The sequence below is a fragment of the Desulfocicer niacini genome (assembly GCF_054657595.1).
Genome location: NZ_BAAHYK010000007.1, coordinates 93,335 through 113,932, shown reverse-complemented (window position 1 = coordinate 113,932; position 20,598 = coordinate 93,335). Strand labels below are relative to the sequence as shown.

The window sequence follows — 20,598 nt, the reverse complement described above, 5'->3', positions numbered from 1 at the left end:
TCAGCATGAATCGTATCGATTGACAGGGTATTCTTCATAACCTGGGAGCTTCCACGGCCCCTTTTGCCTGTTTTTTCTTAAATTCTTCCGCACCGTTTACGACTGCTTCCGATTGAACAAAATTCACATAATCCTTTATCCGTATTTCCCCTTCTTCAATCTCATATGAGTAATCGGTTTTCTCATGGACATGGGCATAAATATCAAGTATTTCCGACTCACTCACCTCATGGAATTTAATTCGATCTCCGTTCCGGTATAAAAAAGGAGTGTCTTTAAAAAGGGGATGTTTTTGGCTGAACTGAAAGGTGGGGATGGTTCGACCGAAAAGCTGGTAACCGCCACCTGTGGCCGTGGTATAAGTGAACACACAGGGACCGCCGATGCCAACTGTTCCCTCGGGGGTCCATGTCCGGGGAGGATTATATTTGGGAACCACAATGGCACAACGAGGGTCCATGGGCCAGAAGAAACCGCCACCGGGCCAGAATCCACAACCGCTATTATACCATTCCGTTCCCAAAAGTATTTTTTTGATTTCATCAGTGGAAACCCCATTACACATGGCAATATACTCCAGATTATAGCCATTTATCACATTTGGGGCATCCGGCCGGACCTCTTTAACATATTTTGCCACTGCCTTTTTGGTTTCACTGTCTTCAAAAGCGATGGGAAGATGAATAACCCGTGATTCCAACTTGATATCCTCAACGTCCACAACTGCCTGCTCTTCTTCCGTGATTGCCTTAATAAGCTCCTGGGGCCTGAGAATTTCCGGTTCAAAATGGAATAGATTCGTCCTGATACCGGGCACGGTTTCAATAAGTCCGGGAATCTTCTTTTCCAGAATATTGGCGTTGACGGTTCCAATGCGAAAGGAATCCAACAGATCGGCCCGCTGTTCCCGGCCGTACTCTACCTGGATGAATCCGTCACCAGCCTGGCGAAACAATACTTCCAGTCGGGATTCCGTGGGGGCTAAGGAATCCAGGATAACATCATAACTTTTTTGTTCCATGTGTTACGAACCTCCTTTTTTACTGATGAACGATGAATTTTAACCAAAACACTAAAGCTCCGGTGCTGCTATGGTGCAATTTGCTTTTTTTAATTCTTCACAAACCTTTTTGATAAGTTCCAATGCCCCCGGACTGTCCGAATGCAGACATATGGAGGTACCCTCGATGTCAATATCTGTGCCCACTGTGGTGGTTACTTTTTTATCGGTGAGCATTCGCATGACTCTGGCAGCCACATCTTCTGGTCGGTGGGACGCATGCGCCCTTGTAATAACCAGATTTCCCTCGCCGTCATAATCAAGATCTCCGTATACCTCGTATATGACTCGGATACCCATCTCATCGGCCACCTCTTTGACCACTCCTTTTTTCATGGTGTACAGATAAAGGTTTTTGTCAATCTCTGATATGGCCTGACATACGGATCGGGCTACGTCTTTGTTTCTGGACATCATGCCGTAAAGAGATCCATGGGGTTTTACATGGTGGAGTTGCCGATCCCCGGCTTCTACAAAGGCCTTGAGCGCACCGATCTGATAAATCAGATCGTCATGGATCTCTTCCATTGTCATCTTCATTTCTCGGCGACCGAATCCCTGAAGGTCCGGCAATCCGGGATGGGCACCGACCTGAACCCCATGCTTTTTTGCAAAAGCGACTGTTTTCTTCATTACACTCGGATCTCCGGCATGAAATCCGCAGGCCACATTTGCTGCACTTATGTACGGCATAAAAGCTTCATCGTTGCCCATGCTGTACATACCAAAACTCTCACCCATATCCACATTGATATCAATTTCCATAAATCCTCATTTAGGGGATAGCTCACAATATCAGGCACTCTGGGAGTGACTCACTAATCTTGACTAATGAGCAACATTGGAATCAAATCCCTCTTTTTAAATCGAAAACAAAAATAATTCCCAATTTTGACAATTGTGTAATTTTTTCTAAGAAGTTATTGAAAATTTTGAAGAGCTAATTTTCATGTTTTGATGGTATTGAAAAAAATCTGACAATCATTATTTGAACACAATATGCTCTGCTTCAAGCGCACAAGAACTACAATAAACTGTGGTCTAAATTTCATGGATTGATTTTTTACAGAGGCATTAATTTATAGATCGCCCATCTGGAAAGATTAATATCAGCATCTTTTTTGCCTGTAAATATTTGATTTACGAATCTAAAATTCGATTTTTCCGAATTCAAATTTATTCCCAACCTAAACAGAGCAAGCCAGACTCACAGACTTTCCCATTGACTTATTTCCCAAGCGTTTATAAATAAAGAACAGTCTTCCGGGAATATAAAAATACAGGAGTTTACATCGTAAAAAATTTATGGAAATCACATTAAGACAAGTGAAATACTTTGTTGCCGTTGCAGAAACCGGGAAACTTGCCTCGGCTGCCAATCTGGTCAACATTTCTCCATCGTCCATCACCGAAGCTGTGAAAGAACTGGAAAGTATTACCGGGGTTTCTTTAATTACCCGGCATCGCCGGGGAGTTGATCTGACTTTTGAGGGATTTCGTTTTTTACAATACTGCCGGGACATACTTTCTTCGGTCACAGCTGCAGAATATGACTTGAAAAATTCAAAATCCCATTTATCCGGCCAATTGACGATAGGGGTTACCTTCACCATTGCCGGATATTTTCTGGCAGCTCTCATGTCACGTTTCAACCGGGCGTTTCCCCAAATAAAAACGATTTTCATGGAATATACCAGACCTGAAATTGAAAATTTAATATTGAAAAAAAAGATGGATTTGGCAATCCTTCTGGTATCTAATGTAGATAACGATCAACTAAATACCAAGTTATTGGTGAAATCCCCTCGGAAACTCTGGATGTCCATGAATCACCCGTTTTTCCCCAAAAAGGAAATCTCACTGGAAGATGTTTCGCAAGTTCCCTATATTCAACTACTGGTAGATGAAGCCGATACCTCTCATATGAAATATTGGAAAAAATATAACGCCACCCCTCAGGTTCTTTTTCATACGGAATCTGTGGAAGCAGTTAGAAGTATGGTGGCCATAGGGTCAGGGGTCACCATTTTATCAGATATGGTATATCGTCCCTGGTCTCTGGAAGGAAAAAGGATCGAATCCCGTGAACTGGTTAACCAAATACCATCAATGGATGTTGGGCTGATCTGGAACAAAGAAATCCCCCCCACGTCCTGCGCCCAGGCATTTATTGATTTCTGCATCATGGAATATTCTCCAGGACGTCCCATACCCAGTTATCCTCACAGGTAAAAAAATTTCAACCCAACTTTTCTTTATTTCGCAACCTCCCTTAAAAGCATTTATCAAGGCAGGTGTCGATCCAATCTAACAGAAGGCTGGTATATTCCGTTTTTTGTACGGATATTACACACATTAAAACATTTCCGGACTGCCCCGACGGCATTGTTTTTTACAGTGGTATTTATAAAAAACTGCCGGAGCAACACCTCAGGTTTCTGCCCTTGTAGCATGTATCTGCCCTTTGCGGATATTCCTGAAAATATTGACGGGATTGCCGAAAGACGTCAACTCCCCTTCCTGAATCAGATATTCAAAAGAGAGACCCCTTGGCGATAACTTGAAACTCAACTTTCGGTGTTCGCCTTTCGTGGTGGGCTCAAGCTTACGTTATTGACGATTTTGTTGCAATTTGAATTAAGACACCGCCTATCGTCAAAAGTACAATAACCCAAACCTGACCCCGTTGGTGCATGAACTGTCTAAAAACGCCAGCTTTGAGATGAAATCCGAAAGTTGAGTTGAAATATTATTTTTCCGTCCTATATTTGTTATCATGTATAACCTTCGTCCCTTAAGTCCAGAAAAAGGGACGGGAAATAAATCCCATTCATCTGTTGATGAAAAGACAGATGACATTCTGCAGAAACCCCAATATCCTGGACCGGCAGAAATTTCTGATGACACAATTAACTTACAATTCCCGTACGGATCTTTCCATTGACATTTCCTGGCACAAGCACGGTATCTCCCACCATGAGCATTATTTTGTCGATCACCTGAACTGCTGGCGGGACATTTTTCCGGGCAGCGTCCTGGAAAAACTCTTTGATGCCCATGACAGGGGATCGTGTTATTTTGGAAAAAAATCAGAAAGCCTCTTCGATTCTGCCTCGTCCAGGTCAGGCTGACTGATTCTGACTTCAACAAGGAGAAAGCGATGAAAAACAAAACGGTTTCCATTGCCGTCACGGCCGATGAATACATTTCCGCAGTTCTTTGTACACCGGACATCGGCAACGAGAACAGCACTACGGCGCTTGCCTTTGCCCACGGCATGTCCAATGACATGAATCATCCGTCCATCAAAGGGGTGGCAGAAGGTCTTGCAGAAATAGGTTTTATCACCCTGAGATTCAATTTTCCATACAAGGAAAAGGGTAAACAATCCGCTGATCCAGATCATAAACTCATCAGAACATGGCAGTCAGTCATGGGATTTCTCGGTAGCCAAACACATCATCCGGTCAATACAATGGTGGCTGTGGGAAAATCCCTGGGGGCCAGGATCGCATCCCTGGCCGTGGCTGAGGGTGCCATCAAACCGGATCATCTCATCTTCCTTGGCTATCCCCTCCACGCCCCCGGTCGGACAGAGCAACTCCGGGACGCACATCTCTACAGTATCTCCTGTCCCATGCTGTTTTTTGAAGGCACCCGGGACCCGTTCTGCAAACTTGATCTCCTGGACGGTGTGCTTAAAAAGATCCAGACATGCCATGAACTTGAAATAATTCAGGGTGGAGACCATGGCTTCAGTCTCCCCAAATCCGATCTCCGAAAAGAAAAGGATGTGCACCGCCAGATTGTAGAAAAATGCAGGGGATGGCTTCAAAACACCAGCCACTTCAAATAAAAGGGAAATAATGACCAGACAACTAAAGACACCGGCAGACTCAGAATGTTTCATTGCAGAAATTGTCGGAGAAGAGAGCCTCATGGGTCAAAGAATGTCTGCCGGAAAACTCCTCCACATGATGGACATAGCCGCTGCCAGCGCAGGCGCCAGACATTCGGAAAGTTCCCTTGTCACCCTCTCCTTTGATCGCATCGAACTCATCGATGAAATCTGTCACATGGATTATGTGCGCTATGATGCCTGCGTAATCCAGGTGGGGAAATCATCCATGGTGATCAAAGTGGATGGGTTTCATAAGGCCCCGGGTGAACTGGATCTGATACCCGGCCACAGCCACATTATTACCATGGTGGCCATTGATTCAAACAGAAAACCCAATAAGAGTATCCCCGGGCTTGAATACCGCACAGCCAAAGATAATGAGCTGAAAGAACTGGCACAAGCCCGACAGAGACTCCTGGCAAATCGCAGTAAAACAAAGGACAGTGTTCAAGCCCTGGAACAGATCCCCACCCAATGGCTGGCCGATTATTATACCCGTACAACTCATTTCCCGCCGGAGGTCACGGAACTTGTCACCCGCAGGCGTTTTCTTCCCCGAAACACAAACGTCCTTGGCAACGTGTTCGGCGGTGACACCGTGGAGATGATGGCGGAACTGGCCCTGGCCACGGCCCGTCAGTTCACCGGTAATTACCGCATGGTGACCATTGCCATGGAAGACGTTTTTTTCCTTAAACCTCTCCAACTGGAAAATATTTTTGAGATGTGTGCCCATGTGATTTTTGTTGCCAACACCACCCTGGTGGTTCAAATCACAGTCAAAGCCATCTCACTCCATGACTCAGAAGCGTCCTATGTCACCAACAACGGTCTTTTTACCGTTCTTAACTATGATCGAGCCGGAAGAAAAAAAACCATTGTTAACGGCCTTAATATGAAAAATGCCGATCTTCAAACCCGGAAACACTATCTCAATGAACTGATAAAATACGAAAGACGAACCGGTCTTCAAAACACATGGGAACATCGACTGACCGGAAACCTCTGAATTTAAGGAAAAAAACATGTTCTCTAAAAAGATCCCTTTCACTTACCAGATGGAAATCCGCTTTGCCGACACCGATGCCAACGGCCACGTTTTTTTTGCCAATTATCAGACCTATTTTGACACGGCCTTTTTAAAATACCTGGATCACATCGGTTGCAGCTTTGCCTGGTTTATGAAAAATAACATGAACTTCTACTATGTGGAAGCCTGTTCCCGGTTTAAATCCGCACTGACATACGGGGATGAAATCATTATCTCGGTTAAAGTTTCAAAAATCGGCAGAACCAGCTTTACCACTGACTTTGAAGGCAGACAATCCTCAAGCGGTCGTCTTGCCGTCACCGGCCATATTGTTTCGGTTGTGGTGGACAAGGAAAAGGAAACCCCGGTTGAAATACCACAGGCATTCAGGGACGCTTTGTCAACGAGTGTATGAGTTGCAATTTAAAAACAACATCTCCGTCGCCACCGTGGTCATCGGTGTGGTCTACAATGAAGATATCATGGCACTGCTCTCCCAGAAGAGTCTTGATGCAGTACCATGGATTTAACTGAAAAAACATTAACGGTTTTAACAACACCTCAATGCCGTTATCGGTTTTTCCATTCCGTGGTGGTTTTATTTAAAAAGGCAGTAATCCCGTTTGCTGCATCCTCGGAGCAGTTGTTCATCACAATGGTGTTTTTTGCATAATGAAACGCCTGGGCATCGGTCATATCCGCCTGGGCATAAAACCCCTGCTTTCCCACGGAAAGGGCAAAACCACTGGCCCCAGAAATGTCTGTGGCCAGCTTCAGGGTTTCCTCTTCAATGGCTTCAAGGGGAACCACCCGGTTGACAAGCCCCAGGGCCTTTGCCTCTGTTGCAGGAAACTCCCTGCCGGTCAACAGCATCTCCAAAGCAGCCTTTCTGCCGATGGCACGGGTGATGGCAACCATAGGCGTGGTGCAGAAAAGACCAATTTTCACCCCGGGAGTTGAAAACCTTGCGTTGTCCGCCGCCACCACCAGATCACACCAAGCGGCCAGCTGACACCCGGCCGCCGTTGCAATGCCCTGTACCTGGGCAATCACCGGCTGGGGCAGCTCATGAAGCATCATCATCATGCGGGTGCACCGGTCAAAGATCTCCCGGTACTCCTTCACCCCCTCACCCACCATCTCTGCAAGGTAGTGCCCCGCACAAAAATGTTCTCCGGCGGCCTTGATGAGAAGCACCTTTATGGATTCATCCATGGAAATTTCAGTCAACACATGGGTCAATTCTTTAATCATCTGCCTTGAAAGCGCATTGATCTTGGCAGGATTATTCAGGGTCAAAATTCCCACCGCATCTTCTCTTGAAAACAAAATTTCTTTATACTCCATGTAATTTACCTCCTGATTCAGATTTAAGGGACCTTGCCAGCATCACACTGCAGACAAGACAGATCACCGCCGATATAAGGACAAAGACAAACACACCATGCACCCCATCAAGCACCGCCGCCTGCACGGCCTGCCTGGAATGATCGGGAATAAGGGCCTGTACCTCCGGGCGGAACAGATTTTCGGTACCTTCCCGCAACTGATCCAGCAATGCCGAAGGAAAACCGTGGGACACACGCTCCAGACGTCCCACCAGCCCCGATGTCACAAGACCGCCGCATACGCCCACCCCGATGGTACCGCCCAGGGTCCGTGAAAACTGGCTGGAAGCCGTTGCCACCCCCAGATGGATTTCCGGCAGGGCTTTTTGCACCTGCACCATGGTGGAAAGGGAGACAAATCCCATGCCAAGCCCCAGCACCATGAACACCCAGAACAGTTGGGCAGCAGTGGTGTCAAGGCTGAATTTAAGAACGAAAACAGCCCCTGCCACCATGAAAAGTCCCCCCAGAACAGGGATGTTACGGCCACCGGTTAGATCCATGATGCGGCCGATGGCAATGGCACCCACCGACCATCCAAGACTTAATGACAGCATGGCCACGCCCACCTGCATGGGGGTCTGGTTCAGTGCGCCCTGGATAAAAAGTGGCGCGTAGGCGAACAGGGCAAAAATGGTACAGCTGGCAAAAAAAGTGGCACCATTTCCCAATGAAAAGCGGGGGTTTTTAAAAAACCGCAGATCAAGAATAGGATCCTTGGCTCTTTGTTCCACCATTATAAAGGCAACGCCAAAGGCCACGGTGGTGCAAAGCATAAACCCCATTTCGATAACGCCTCCCCCCTGGGCCTTCGCCCCTGTCATGAAAAGAGAAATAAATCCCAAGATAAACCCGGTGAGACACACCACTCCGGCATAGTCCAGATCCACCGTCTTTTTCTTTTCCCGGAATTCGGACAGATATCGTGCAATGCCGATCAAGGAGAGAATCCCCAGGGGCACGTTAATGTAAAAAATCCATCGCCATGAAAACCAGGTGACAATGACCCCGCCAAGGGTAGGGCCGATGATACTTGATATGCCCCACACCGAGCTTGCAAGGGAAAGAGTTCTGGCCCGGGCACCCGGCGGTGCCACTTCCGACAAGACTATGTAGACAAGAGCAAAACAGGCCCCGGCCCCGATGCCTTGGAACACCCGGGCAAAAACCAGAAACGCCATGGTCCGGGAAGCGCCGGCGGCAATGGAGGCACAGAGAAACAAAGAGATGGCAAACAGAAAAAGTTTCCGTGTGTTGAACAGATCTGCAAGCTTGCCAAACACCGGCAAAGCCACAGCCCGGGCCAAAAAATAGGCGGAATAAACCCAGGAGTAAAGGTGCAACCCCCCAAGATCGGCAATAATAGTGGGCGCGGCGGCCGTCATGACAAGGGCATCCATGGCTCCCAGAAAAAGGGCCAGCAGAGCCGAGGCAATAATGTAAAACCGGCCCTGCCGGCCTATGGGGTCTTCAATTGTTGTCTGCACTGAATTTCTCCATAAAGGGGATATTTACATTACGAACTACAGGAGAGCATGGAACACCCTGCCTTGTTTCTGGCCCATTCCGGTCTTTTTTCAGCAAACTTTTTCCTACCAGCCTGTTCTTCATAGGGATTTCGCATCACGTCAAGCAGTTCATTGACCATGTCATAGAAGCTGTTTTCCGCTTTATCAATGACCAGCTGCACCCGATCCCAGTGGGCAACGGAAGATTGATTACCAAAACAATTTTCCTCATTGTCTTTTATTCTCCAGGCTATCATATGTTCTCCAGGCAGGCGTTGCAAACTTCATTTATCAAATCAGGAAAGCCAGGACCGGATCTCATCCTTTGACGGAATTTTGCCAGCACACTTCACTTCACCGTCCACCACCACCGATGGAGTGGCAATCACCCCGAAACCTGCGATCTCCATCATGTCAGTTACTTTTTCAACAGTGGCATCACTACCCGCTTCGGCAACCACCTCTTTAACAATTTTTTCCGCTTTCTTACATTTTGCACAACCTGGACCTAATACTTTGATTTCCATTTTTCTCTCCTGTAATCGGACATGTCCCTAATTTCGTCACCCTTAAAATGCTTGCACGAAATTCAAATCAAGTCCCTGAAATTTATACAATAAAGTTAAACAGATACCCCACTAACAGGATACCAAAACCCACTACACAAATAAACACAGCGATGAGGCGGGGCTTTAACACCTTTCTTAAAATAACCATCTCGGGCAGAGATAGAGCAATGACACTCATCATGAAGGCGAGCACCGTGCCAAGGGCCGCGCCCTTTCCCAGCAACGCCTCCACAACAGGAATAATCCCAGCAGCATTGGAATACATGGGCACACCAATTGTCACCGCCAGGGGCACGGACCACCAGGACCCTTTGCCCATGATGGAAGCCATGAGATCCTGGGGAACAAAGCCATGGATGCCGGCCCCAACGCCAATGCCGATGATGACATAAATCCACACCCGGCCGATGATCTCCTTCACCGCCTCCCAGCCATAAACAATACGATCGGGCCAGGTCAGTTTTTCGTCTTCCGCCGATCCGTCCTGGGCTTTTACGGCAGTGACCCAATCTTCAATATGATTTTCAAGTTTCATGCGTCCGATGGCCCAACCGGCACCAACAGCCACAAACAATCCTGTGCCCATATAAATGGCCGCCACCTTCCAGCCCAGAAGGCCGTACAGCAACCCCAGGGCAATCTCATTGACCATGGGAGCCGCAATAAGAAAGGAAAAGGTTACTCCCAGGGGAACACCGGCCGTGACAAAACCTATAAACAAGGGCACGGCGGAACAGGAACAAAATGGGGTGACGATGCCCAGAAGGGCAGCCATGACATTACCTGCCAATTCACTGCGCCCGGACAGCAGTGCACGGGTTTTTTCAGCGGTGAAAAAACTTCGGATAATGCCCACCCCGAATACCACAAGAAAAAGCAGCATCATCACTTTGGGGGTATCATAGAAAAAAAATTCAATGGATGCCCCAAGATGGGAGCCCTTTTCAATGCCGAACAGGGCATAGGTGAACCATGCAGCCACGGATGCCAGCTTGCCGTAGATGAACCACCAGAGATAAATCCCCACGGCTGCGGCAACCGCATAGAGATACAGTGGACGATTTGATTCCCCGGAAGGAGACATTTGGGTTCCATTGGCTGTAATTTGATCTGTCATCTTGTTCTCCAAAAATTAAAACTTTGACCATAGAGGCTATAAGCATAGGGTCCAAAATAGTTACGCAGGTGCTTATGTAAATGATGTCTGCACCGGCCGGCATGTCAAATTTATAAATAGCTATACAGCTATTTAATCACCAAGGGATTGATCATAACGTCGGTCACTTGGGGGAGAGATCCGGCCTGCCTGAACTGAAGATAAAACAAAGTCAACAGATATTCTCCCGCCGGATAAGGGGCAGAGACGATATCAACGCCTTTATTTCAGGGTCATCCTCCATCCAGTGGCGCAGATTCCCCAGAAATGTGGCGGCATAGGGGCTGGAACTTCCATCCGCCAATGAATAGTTGACCCATTTTTCATTCCGTGAAGAGTTCACCAGCCCTGCAGCTTCCAGTACCTTCAAGTGTTTTGACACCGTGGGCTGGGCCAAGCCCAAAGCACTTGTGATTTCACAGACACACATTACCTTGTGCTGGAGCATTTTTATAATTTTTACCCGGTTAGGGTCGGACATTGCCTTGCATACATCAACGAATAATTTCATACCCCCCCTCATATTCTTTTTTTGGAATATAACCCCTCAAAAAAGACTTGTCAACAAAATATTCGGGCTTGATCATAACATGGGCCATTTTAGGGAGGCTATCGTTTCAACAAGCCTAAAGCTATTTTCCCGCCTGATACAAAGCATTACCCAGAAAAACCTTTCAGCCAGGCTATTTATCTGTTACAATACACATTCATTTTTCGGGCTTGATCGCACAATGGTCCACATATCAAGTGGCTGTCAGTGCGCTCAAGCCCTTTTTTTAAGGACAATATGCCTTTAACTGCATATATTGCCCGACACATTAAACCCCAGGAGAAGCAATCCATGACTGACACAATCAAGTCCGGAGATACAATCAGAGTAGGATACACAGGCAAATTTGAAGACGGCGAGATTTTCGACACATCAGAAGGGCGGGAAGGCTTGAAATTCACAGTGGGAACCGGTCAGTTGATCAAAGGCTTTGACCTGGCCGTAATGGGCATGAAAGTCGGAGAAAAAAAAACCGTCACCATTCCCCCAGAGGAAGGATACGGCCCCCATTTCGAAGACAGAATCATTGATATCCCCGCAGATGCCATACCGGAAGAAATGCAACTTGAAGTGGGCATGCAGCTGGAACTCACCGATCCCAATGGGAATCCGGCCATGGCCACCGTGGCGGAAATTGGAAAAAAAGCCATAAAAATGGACGTGAACCACTTTCTGGCAGGCAAAACCCTTGTCTTTGATATTAACATTGAAGAAATGGGACTGGAACCCGATGCCCCCCACCAATGCGGCGAGGGATGTGACAGTGGATGTGACACGGACAAGGGATGTGGATGCAACTGCGGATGCAGTGACTGATACAGACCAAAAGAGCCATGCCCTTTAAATTGCCTGCCATCCTTTCATGGAAGCAGGGAACTTAACGGACATGGCTCTTTTATTTGCTAAAGAGCTTACTTATCGCTGGGTACGTGGGGAGACCGACCGACTCCGGAAATTCTTATTCCGGGGCTGAACCCGGGGCCGAGGAGATGGCGGCGGCGGTGCTGCCCCCGGTCGTTCAAGTTCAAACCCTTCCATGTTTTTTACGGGAATGTCATGCTTTAAAAGACGCTGAATATCCTTAAGCAGCTTCTGCTCATCCCGGCACACCAGGGAATGGGCCACACCGCTGGCACCGGCCCTGCCCGTGCGGCCAATACGATGGACATAATCTTCCGGCACATTGGGCAGATCAAAATTTACCACATGGGGCAGCATATCAATGTCAAGCCCCCGGGCAGCAATATCCGTTGCCACAAGGGTTCTTATTTTTTCGCTCTTAAAATCAGCCAAGGCCCGGGTCCGGGCAGTCTGGCTTTTATTACCATGTATGGCTGCGGCACCGATACCATCCTGGATCAACTGCTTTGTCAACCGGTTGGCACCGTGTTTGGTGCGGGTAAATACCAGCACCTTGTTCCATTCACCACTTCTGATGAGGGTGGATAAAAGCTGACGCTTCTGGGTCCGAGCAACGGGATAAACCGCCTGTGACACACCATCGGCAGCCTTGTTTGAGGCAGAGACTTCAATGATCTTGGGTGCATTTAGGAGCGTATCTGCAAGGCGCTTGATATCCGTGGAATAGGTGGCGGAAAACAGCATATTCTGACGTCGTGTGGGCAGGAGTTTCAGCACTTTACGAATATCATGGATAAAACCCATGTCCAGCATGCGATCGGCTTCGTCCAGCACAAGAATTTCAATACGGGACAAATCCAAGGTTTTTCGCCCGGCATGGTCCAGAAGTCGTCCCGGTGTCGCCACCAGAATATCTAACCCCCGGCGCAGCTTATCAATCTGGGGATTAATGCCCACACCGCCAAACACCACGGCGGATTTGAGGGTCATTCCCCGGCCCATGTTTTCAATGCTTTCATGGACTTGGGCCGCCAGTTCCCGGGTGGGGGCCAGAACCAGACATCTCGGGGCACAGCCTCTGCCCTTTGTTCGATCCAACATCTGCAGTATGGGAAGACCAAACGCAGCGGTTTTACCGGTGCCTGTCTGGGCACCTGCAAGTACATCCTGTTTCTGGAGAATGACGGGAATCGCCTGGTCCTGGATGGGGGTGGGAACTTTGTAGCCCTCTGCGGCAACGGCACGTAACAGTTCGGCCCTGAGGCCAAATTTTTCAAATGACATATATAATATAATCCTGAATCCGCCCACCCACCATGGTGGGCCAGTCCAGGCGAAATAAATGTTATTGCATGAATTGGGGTTGAGATAACCGCGACACAGCAGGCACTGACTGGGAGGTGCTGAAACAAAAAGATAACTATAACACCCTCACAAACAAAATGCCATCTTATTTTTAATATTTTTTTATCCCACCCTGAAACCAGCCTACAAGGCCATTTACCGGATTACAGACGACATCTTTCATACCTATTTCAATTGGCAAATAGCATGCTCAAACCTTAAAATTTTGACAACGGTCCCATTATCAAGTAAATTCAGGCTTAATTCCAACAAAGCACTTTAAAAGCTGATGATCCAGTGAAAGGCGTACCATGGGGATATTAAAATTTTCCGTGCCTGAAATTTTTTTAGGCCGTGACAGCATGAAATATACAGGCGTGTGTGCAAAGCGCCTGGGAGCAAAGAAGATTTTCTTTGTCTCAGATCCGGGACTTGAGAGTTCAGGATGGGTGGATATTATATTTGACATCCTTGACCATGAAAAACTCAAATGGGTGTATTATTCCAACATTTCATCCAATCCCCGGGACTGGCAGGTGGAGAAAGGTGCACGCCTCTATGAAAAACACGGCTGTGATGTCATCTTTGCCCTGGGGGGGGGAAGTCCCATGGATGCAGCCAAGGGTATTGCACTTGTCACCAGTAATGGCGGCCGCGTCAATGACTATGAAGGGGCCAACCGCATCCAAAAACCATTGCCTCCCATGGTGTTCATGCCTTCCACTGCCAGCAGCGGCTCGGACATTTCCCAATTTACCATCATCACGGACATGGAACGCCAAGTAAAAATGTCCATCATCAGCAGGACCCTGGTACCCAATGTCTCCATTATTGATCCCACCCTGCTCACCACCAAACCAAGGGATCTCATCATTGCCGCCGCCGTGGATGCCCTATCCCATGCCGTGGAGGCCCATGTGTCCCGGCTGGCCTTTTCTCTTACAGAGGTGCATTCTCTTCGGGCCATCAAACTAATCATGAAATATCTGCCCCTGACCCTGGAGAACAACAGTCTGGACAACCTGGAACAACTCAGCATTGCCGGCACTTCGGCTGCCATGGCCTTCAGCAATGCCAGTCTTGGACTTGACCATGCCTTGGCCCACACCCTGGGTGGGGTATTGGATGTTCTGCACGGCATTATTCATCCCATCCTGCTGCCAAGTGTCATGCGCTACAATCTGCCAAACTGCGTGGATAAACTGGCGGAAATCGGCAAGGTGATGATAGGCGGGTCCCTTGGCTCCCCCGAAGCCACTGCCCTGGCAGGCATTTCCACCCTTGAAACCTATTTTAAAAGCCTTGGGGTCACCACGCGACTGCGGGACATTATTCCGGACCGCTCAAAGTTGCCCCAGATATGTGAAATGGCCACCTTTGATTCCTGTTTGCTTAGCAATCCCCGGGATGCAGACGTGGAAGACATGATGAATATATGTAACGAAGCATGGTAATGAATTATGACAAAACCCACAACCCTTGAAGATATCATCGGACTTGAATACACCAAGCTCGGTTTTTTTGGCGAAGTCAAAAAGAACATGGCCAAACTCCAGGCAACCAACCGGCAACTGGAGCGCAAACAAAGAAAGCTTGAAGCCATTTTTGACGGCATATCTGATGTTATGCTCATTTTATCTGCCAATTTCACCATCATTTCGGTAAACCGGCTTTTTTCCACTTTTTTCAATCATACATCCCCCAAGGGAAACTTCTGCTATGAAATTTTAAAAAAAAGAAACCAGCCCTGCGTGGACTGCCCTGTTATGAAATCCAGATTAACCAACAAAGTCTGCCGTAAAATGATGGGCTTTGACATCGATGGCAAACATTATCAGTTTGATATCACCGTATCCCCCCTGCGGGATGCCCGGCAGCAGCCCTTTCGATTTCTTGTTTTAATGCGAGATGTCACCCGGGAAAAGGAATATCAGGCCAAATATAACTATTCCAAAAAAATGGCTACAGTGGGAGCTCTGGCAGCCGGGGTAGCCCATGAAATCAATAATCCCCTGACATCCATCAGCGGATTTACCAAAGGCCTTCAAAGACGACTTCCCATGCTGAATGCCAACCTGTCCGACAATGAAGAAAATCGCGCACTGATGGCGGATTTTACGGAATACATTGACACCATCCTCACCGAATGCGACCGGTGCCGGGACATTGTTCAGAGTCTTTTGACATTCAGCCCAAGAAAAAAAGTAGATTTCACCCCCCTGAACTTTAAACGCCTGGTCACCGGAGTATTGAAACTGCTGCGCCACCGCTTCAGGGAAACCCCCCAGGTAACCATCCGCCTGAAGTCAGAACCCAACCTTCCCCATATCATGGGCAACGCTGCAGAATTAAAACAAGTGGTTCTAAACCTGGTCTGCAATGCGCTGGATGCCGTCAATGAAAAGGGCTCTCTGCAACTGTTTCTTGGACTCAAGGACAATCAGATCATTTTTTCCATACAAGACGATGGCTACGGCATTACCCCGGAAAACATGGAACGTCTCTTTGACCCGTTTTTCACCACAAAAACCATCGGACAGGGGATCGGTATCGGCCTTTCCACCTGCTATAATATTATCCATCAGCACCATGGAGAAATCCTTGTGAACAGTAAAGAAAATAAAGGCACTACCTTCACCGTGGCCCTGCCCCATCCCGATGAGGTGCTGTCATGAGTTCCCCGAACGACAGAATGAAAATTCTGGTGGTGGATGATGAAAAATCCATCCGAAGACTGATGCAAAAAGAAATCGCATCCCCCCGGCGCATCATCACCACGGCGGGCAGTGCAGGTGAGGCCATGGCGGCCATTGCAAAGGACGCCTTTGATGTCATCATCCTGGACATCAACCTGCCGGATGCCAACGGCATTGAGTTGATGAGCCGTTTCCAGGAAGCCATCCTGGCCGTTCAGATCATTTTGATCACCGGTTACGCAGATGTGGACGATGCCGTCAATGCCATGAAGATCGGAGCCTACGATTATATTACCAAACCATTTGACCTTGACCGCCTGGAACTGGTGGTGGAAAAGGCATATCAAAAGGTAACGCTCCAAAGAGAAAAAGTACTTAAGCGCCAGGGAGAAAAACCCCATGTTCCCCGCCTCATTGTGGGTCATTCCGCCGCCACGGATCGAATTCGATATCTCATCGACAAGGTCGCCCCCACATCGGTGCCGGTGCTGATCACCGGAGAAAGCGGCACCGGCAAAAATGTTGTGGCCCGGCAGATCCATTCCCAGAGTCTCCGGGCGGGCCAACCTCTGATCACCAAAAACTGCGCAACCCTCCAGGAAGAGTTGATTCGAAGCGAGTTGTTCGGCTATTGCAAGGGGGCTTTCACCGGCGCGGAAACCTCCCGCAACGGTCTTTTGGCCATGTCAGACAAGGGAACGCTTTTTCTGGATGAAATTGGGGAACTTTCCGTGGGGGTGCAGGCATCTCTTTTGCGGGTGATGGAAAACCAGACTTTTCGGCCGGTGGGGGATAAAAATGAAATCAAGGTGGACATACGATTCATGTTCGCCACCAACAGGAACCTGAAGGAAGAGGTAGCCGAGGGCCGCTTCAACGAAGCCCTTTTTCATAGACTAAATGTCTTTACCCTGCAAATTCTACCCCTTCGGAAACGAAAGGAAGAACTGCCTGTGCTGATAGATTATTTTCTGCAACAACTCAGCCCCGGCGATGAGCCATATAAGATTTCACCCAACGCCATGGCCTGCCTCATGGCCTATGACTGGCCCGGCAACGTCCGGGAACTGAGAAATGTCATGGAAAGAGGCGGCATCCTGGCAGAAAACAACACCATCACCGAACATGGACTGCCATTGGAACTGATTGAAAAAATGACTGATTTTTCGGCAACATCGCCCTTTCTACCCCTTAAAGAAGTTGAAAAACAGCACATTCTCAAGATAATGCACCACGTAAAAAATAACAGATCAATGGCTGCGGAAATCCTTGGTATCGGCAGAAAAACCCTGTATCGAAAACTGCAGAGTTTTGAAGAATAAAACACGATAAACAGAGACAGGCCAGAAATAAGAATGGGGACAGGAAAATATTCCCGTCCCCATTCTTCCCCTTAACCATGGCAACTGTCTAACTTATCAAACAGATATGTGATGTTCCGATTTTTTCATATTAAGCTATGTCAGGTTTAAGCTTGTCAGGTTTTGAAAACAAACCGAATCATCGGGCCATATCAACCCATAAGAAAATTAATTTTTTTGGTTCACTTCTAACAAAAACGAAATCAGAGAAAACAGGATTCAATCATAATTTTTTCAATGAATAGGCAGATACCAGGTACCTGCCTGCCCATCACTATGGAGAGAACGTCCATAATATCCGGCTCAGACCCCATGGCCGTCGCTGTGATGCATGAGCCATGAAGTCCGTCAGGAAAAAAGCCGTATTACAATGCTGCTTTATAAATATTTACTACGTCGTCAAGAGAAGGTCTTCTTGGGTTTGTAGCACCACAGGCGTCTTTCTGCGCATTTTCAGCCATGGTAACAAGATCTTCTTCTTTAACACCCAGTTCTGTAAGGTTGGCAGGAATTCCCACATCAGCAGACAGGGTCTGAATGGCGGACAATGCTTTTTCAGCAGCTTCCCGGGTGGAGAGACCTGTTATGTTTTCGCCCAATGCCACGGCGATGTCAGCAAAACGATCCAGTTTGGCAATCAGGTTGAAACGGGATACATGGGGCAGCAGAATGGCGTTGCACACACCATGAGGAAGATCGTAGAATCCACCCAACTGATGGGCCATGGCATGAACATGGCCAAGGCTTGCGTTGTTGAATGCCATACCTGCAAGATATTCTGCATAGGCCATTTTGTCACGAGCTTCCAGGTCTTGACCATTGGCAACGGCCTGACGCAGATTTCCGGCAACCAGTTCAATGGCTTTAAGGGCACAGGCGTCTGTAACAGGAGTGGCGATGGTGGACACATAGGCTTCAACGGAATGGGTCAGAGCATCCATACCGGTGGCAGCCGTCAAGAATGAAGGCATGCCAAGCATCAGAAGAGGATCATTGATGGCAATGGTGGGGGTTACACGCCAATCAACAATGGCCATTTTTACTTTTCTGCTGGTGTCTGTGATAATGCAGAAGCGGGTCATTTCGCTACCGGTACCGGCTGTGGTATTGATGGCGATGAAGGGAGGCATGGCCTTTGTAGACCGATCAACGCCTTCGTAGTCATGGATGGTTCCGCCGTTTGTGGCAACGATGCCCACACCCTTACCACAGTCATGGGCACTACCACCACCCAGGGTGATGATCATATCACAACCGCTATCCTGATACAGCTTGAGGCCTTCTGCAACATTGTTATCTGTGGGGTTTGGAATCGTATCATCATATACAACCGCATCTACACCCACGTCTGCTTTGATCATATCGCAGATCTGCTGGGTCAGGCCGCAGGCAGTGATGCCCTTATCCGCCACCAGAAACGGTTTTTTTACGCCAAGAGTTTTCATCTGTGCGCCCAGCTGCTTGTGAGACCCAATACCCATAAGAGTTACTGTGGGAATAAAAAATCCGTATACTGCTTCGCCGTTTGACATGTTAAAGCTCCTTTTGCTGTCACCGTTCGTCGATTGAACGATGCGGTGCATTAGATTAAATGGATTTAAGAAGGCAACCCGAAGGCTTCCCCCATGTGAATGAACGTTTCGCTTTAGTACTGCAATTAAAAGACCATGGATGCTATTTTCGCATAAAAAAAACATACGCATGGCCCCCAAAAATATAACATACTGTTTTTATAATATAAAAAAATTTCAAAAAATTAAATGCGTGGATTTACCTGATGGGAAAATCATGGCATTCACCAGATCTGGACACGGGCAAAATGACCCACACAAATATTTCATTGGGGCATTTTTATCGTTACCTCTGAAAAAGGGTCCGGTAATCCAGAACCAGGTTATTGACCATGTTATGCTTGTCTGGCATTATAAGCAGGCGTAAATATTCGCTCAGCACCCCATCTTCACCTGTTTTGGTGATCAACGGTACGGTGTCTGAGGCACCCCATCAGTATTGACAGGATATACACATTGAAAAACCAAAAAAATATAGCTGCAATTATACCCGTGGCGGGTCTTTCCTCCCGGATGAAAGGCTTTAAACCGTTGTTGCCCATGGGAAGCCAATCCATCCTTGAAACAACCATTGATCTGTTCAAACAAAATGGGATAAAGGATATTTTTGTGGTGACGGGCCACAGATCAGAAGCGCTTGAAGGAATTATCACCCAAAAAAAGGCAACCCCGGTACATAATCCAGGGTTTCGCCAGGGCATGTTTTCCACCATCTTAACCGGCGTTAAATGCCTGGACAACAATTGTGATGCTTTTTTTTTGCTTCCGGCAGATATACCGGCCATCAGGCCCCATACCATAAAAGAAATTCTCAGCGCCTGGCATAACGGTAAAGGAAAAATTATTTATCCGGTATTTAAAGGACACAGGGGGCATCCCCCGCTTATCTCCACCCGGTTTTTACCGGCCATCATCAATTTCAATCAGGGGGGCGGATTAAGGGCCTGCCTTGCCGATTTTGAAACAGAATCCATGGATCTTGACGTGTGTGACCGAGGAATTCACATGGATGCAGATACCCGGGAAGATTACCACGCGGTTTTAAAAAAACATCAGACCATGGCCGTGCCGGAAGTTGAAGAGTGCCTCTGTCTTCTGGAAAACAGTCCCCTGGCAGATGAACACATCATGGCCCATTGCATAAAAGTGGCAGAAACAGCCGTTAAAATTGCCACATCTCTGGATCAGGATGCCCCGTTGCTTGATATCCCCTGCATTGAGGCGGCGGCCCTGCTCCATGATATTGCAAGAAAATCCCCCGATCATGCCAGAAAGGGAGGCGAGATACTTAAAGAGATGGGGTTTACCGACATTGCAGAGATGGTCTCTTCCCACATGAATTTAGAAACCGCCCCGAATATCCCTTTAAATGAAAAGGAGATTGTCTACTTTGCCGATAAACTGGTGAGGGGGGATCAGGTGGTCATGGATTTTGAAAAACGATTTAAGGAGAAACTCAGTTCCTTTAAAGCGTATCCGGATGCTGTTAAAAACATCCAGGCCAGGTTTGAAACCGTCTGTATGATAAAGGACAAGATTTCAAAACGCCTGAAAAGGGATCATTCCCATTTTCCATTTTCCCATTCGGGAGAGGTTTTGTAGT

21 protein-coding genes are annotated in these 20,598 nt (G+C 47.7%); 11 read left to right on the top strand and 10 right to left on the bottom strand.

The genetic code is table 11. From position 1 onward, the window contains the following. Positions 1 to 34 precede the first annotated feature (34 nt). Both ACYQ2M_RS05370 and ACYQ2M_RS05365 read right to left on the bottom strand, forming a co-directional pair. A complete protein-coding gene (locus ACYQ2M_RS05370) occupies positions 35 to 1,021 on the bottom strand; it encodes a carboxyltransferase domain-containing protein (protein ID WP_459915294.1) in 987 nt (328 codons plus the stop codon). 51 nt (positions 1,022 to 1,072) lie between these two features. Further along, the gene (locus ACYQ2M_RS05365) at positions 1,073 to 1,825 is read right to left on the bottom strand and encodes a 5-oxoprolinase subunit PxpA (protein ID WP_459915293.1); all 753 of its coding nucleotides are present in this window, start codon (positions 1,823 to 1,825) and stop codon (positions 1,073 to 1,075) included. A gap of 561 nt (positions 1,826 to 2,386) precedes the next feature. Between ACYQ2M_RS05365 and ACYQ2M_RS05360 the strand changes: the two genes are divergently transcribed. The 6 genes from ACYQ2M_RS05360 to ACYQ2M_RS05335 all read left to right on the top strand — a co-directional run bounded on the left by ACYQ2M_RS05360 (position 2,387) and on the right by ACYQ2M_RS05335 (position 6,521). Beyond that, the gene (locus tag ACYQ2M_RS05360; protein WP_459915292.1) at positions 2,387 to 3,292 is read left to right on the top strand and encodes a LysR family transcriptional regulator; all 906 of its coding nucleotides are present in this window, start codon (positions 2,387 to 2,389) and stop codon (positions 3,290 to 3,292) included. A 668-nt stretch (positions 3,293 to 3,960) separates the two neighbouring features. Next, positions 3,961 to 4,191 (top strand): hypothetical protein, encoded by a 231-nt coding sequence (locus tag ACYQ2M_RS05355; RefSeq protein ID WP_459915291.1) that lies wholly within the window; start codon positions 3,961 to 3,963, stop codon positions 4,189 to 4,191. Between the two features lie 29 nt (positions 4,192 to 4,220). Further along, a complete protein-coding gene (locus ACYQ2M_RS05350; RefSeq protein WP_459915290.1) occupies positions 4,221 to 4,916 on the top strand; it encodes an alpha/beta hydrolase family protein in 696 nt (231 codons plus the stop codon). A 10-nt stretch (positions 4,917 to 4,926) separates the two neighbouring features. Continuing rightward, positions 4,927 to 5,970, top strand: coding sequence for an acyl-CoA thioesterase (locus ACYQ2M_RS05345; RefSeq protein WP_459915289.1), 1,044 nt, complete (start codon positions 4,927 to 4,929; stop codon positions 5,968 to 5,970). Between the two features lie 16 nt (positions 5,971 to 5,986). Beyond that, complete coding sequence (locus ACYQ2M_RS05340) at positions 5,987 to 6,406, top strand: acyl-CoA thioesterase (RefSeq protein ID WP_459915288.1); 420 nt, start codon at positions 5,987 to 5,989, stop codon at positions 6,404 to 6,406. Continuing rightward, positions 6,399 to 6,521 carry a hypothetical protein gene (locus ACYQ2M_RS05335; RefSeq protein WP_459915287.1) on the top strand — a complete coding sequence of 41 codons (123 nt, stop codon included), beginning with the start codon at positions 6,399 to 6,401 and terminating at the stop codon, positions 6,519 to 6,521. The genes ACYQ2M_RS05340 and ACYQ2M_RS05335 overlap by 8 nt, the downstream gene beginning before the upstream one ends. A 40-nt stretch (positions 6,522 to 6,561) precedes the next feature. Here the strand turns inward: ACYQ2M_RS05335 and ACYQ2M_RS05330 are convergent, their stop codons facing one another. From ACYQ2M_RS05330 to ACYQ2M_RS05305, 6 genes are all read right to left on the bottom strand, one after another. Beyond that, positions 6,562 to 7,338, bottom strand: coding sequence for an enoyl-CoA hydratase (locus ACYQ2M_RS05330; protein WP_459915286.1), 777 nt, complete (start codon positions 7,336 to 7,338; stop codon positions 6,562 to 6,564). Next, positions 7,328 to 8,866, bottom strand: a complete 1,539-nt coding sequence (locus ACYQ2M_RS05325; RefSeq protein ID WP_459915285.1) for an MFS transporter — start codon at positions 8,864 to 8,866, stop codon at positions 7,328 to 7,330. The genes ACYQ2M_RS05330 and ACYQ2M_RS05325 overlap by 11 nt, the downstream gene beginning before the upstream one ends. A gap of 29 nt (positions 8,867 to 8,895) precedes the next feature. Then, complete coding sequence (locus ACYQ2M_RS05320) at positions 8,896 to 9,144, bottom strand: hypothetical protein (RefSeq protein WP_459915284.1); 249 nt, start codon at positions 9,142 to 9,144, stop codon at positions 8,896 to 8,898. Between the two features lie 39 nt (positions 9,145 to 9,183). Further along, entirely contained in the window at positions 9,184 to 9,414 is a 231-nt protein-coding gene (locus ACYQ2M_RS05315) for a thioredoxin family protein (RefSeq protein WP_459915283.1), read from the bottom strand. Between the two features lie 82 nt (positions 9,415 to 9,496). Beyond that, entirely contained in the window at positions 9,497 to 10,573 is a 1,077-nt protein-coding gene (locus ACYQ2M_RS05310) for a permease (RefSeq protein WP_459915282.1), read from the bottom strand. A 211-nt stretch (positions 10,574 to 10,784) separates the two neighbouring features. Beyond that, positions 10,785 to 11,123 carry an ArsR/SmtB family transcription factor gene (locus tag ACYQ2M_RS05305; protein ID WP_459915281.1) on the bottom strand — a complete coding sequence of 113 codons (339 nt, stop codon included), beginning with the start codon at positions 11,121 to 11,123 and terminating at the stop codon, positions 10,785 to 10,787. Positions 11,124 to 11,453: 330 nt separating this feature from the next. Here ACYQ2M_RS05305 and ACYQ2M_RS05300 point away from each other — a divergent pair, with 330 nt between their 5' ends. Then, positions 11,454 to 11,978 carry an FKBP-type peptidyl-prolyl cis-trans isomerase gene (locus ACYQ2M_RS05300; protein WP_459915280.1) on the top strand — a complete coding sequence of 175 codons (525 nt, stop codon included), beginning with the start codon at positions 11,454 to 11,456 and terminating at the stop codon, positions 11,976 to 11,978. A 99-nt stretch (positions 11,979 to 12,077) separates the two neighbouring features. Here ACYQ2M_RS05300 and ACYQ2M_RS05295 read toward each other — a convergent pair whose 3' ends face one another. After that, on the bottom strand, positions 12,078 to 13,307 hold the full coding sequence (locus ACYQ2M_RS05295) for a DEAD/DEAH box helicase (RefSeq protein ID WP_459915279.1): 1,230 nt from the start codon (positions 13,305 to 13,307) through the stop codon (positions 12,078 to 12,080). Between the two features lie 371 nt (positions 13,308 to 13,678). Here ACYQ2M_RS05295 and ACYQ2M_RS05290 point away from each other — a divergent pair, with 371 nt between their 5' ends. From ACYQ2M_RS05290 to ACYQ2M_RS05280, 3 genes are read left to right on the top strand one after another with little or no spacing between them, the layout of a single operon-like run. Further along, positions 13,679 to 14,821: an iron-containing alcohol dehydrogenase gene (locus tag ACYQ2M_RS05290; protein WP_459915278.1), complete on the top strand. Its 1,143-nt coding sequence runs from the start codon at positions 13,679 to 13,681 to the stop codon at positions 14,819 to 14,821. A 6-nt stretch (positions 14,822 to 14,827) separates the two neighbouring features. Beyond that, positions 14,828 to 16,042: a two-component system sensor histidine kinase NtrB gene (locus tag ACYQ2M_RS05285; RefSeq protein ID WP_459915277.1), complete on the top strand. Its 1,215-nt coding sequence runs from the start codon at positions 14,828 to 14,830 to the stop codon at positions 16,040 to 16,042. Further along, a complete protein-coding gene (locus ACYQ2M_RS05280; RefSeq protein ID WP_459915276.1) occupies positions 16,039 to 17,385 on the top strand; it encodes a sigma-54-dependent transcriptional regulator in 1,347 nt (448 codons plus the stop codon). The genes ACYQ2M_RS05285 and ACYQ2M_RS05280 overlap by 4 nt, the downstream gene beginning before the upstream one ends. Positions 17,386 to 17,789: 404 nt before the next feature. On the opposite strand, the gene ACYQ2M_RS05275 is transcribed toward ACYQ2M_RS05280, so the two are convergent. After that, positions 17,790 to 18,956, bottom strand: coding sequence for an iron-containing alcohol dehydrogenase (locus ACYQ2M_RS05275; protein WP_459915275.1), 1,167 nt, complete (start codon positions 18,954 to 18,956; stop codon positions 17,790 to 17,792). A 495-nt stretch (positions 18,957 to 19,451) separates the two neighbouring features. Here ACYQ2M_RS05275 and ACYQ2M_RS05270 point away from each other — a divergent pair, with 495 nt between their 5' ends. Beyond that, a complete protein-coding gene (locus tag ACYQ2M_RS05270) occupies positions 19,452 to 20,597 on the top strand; it encodes a DVU_1551 family NTP transferase (RefSeq protein WP_459915274.1) in 1,146 nt (381 codons plus the stop codon). Position 20,598 lies beyond the last annotated feature (1 nt).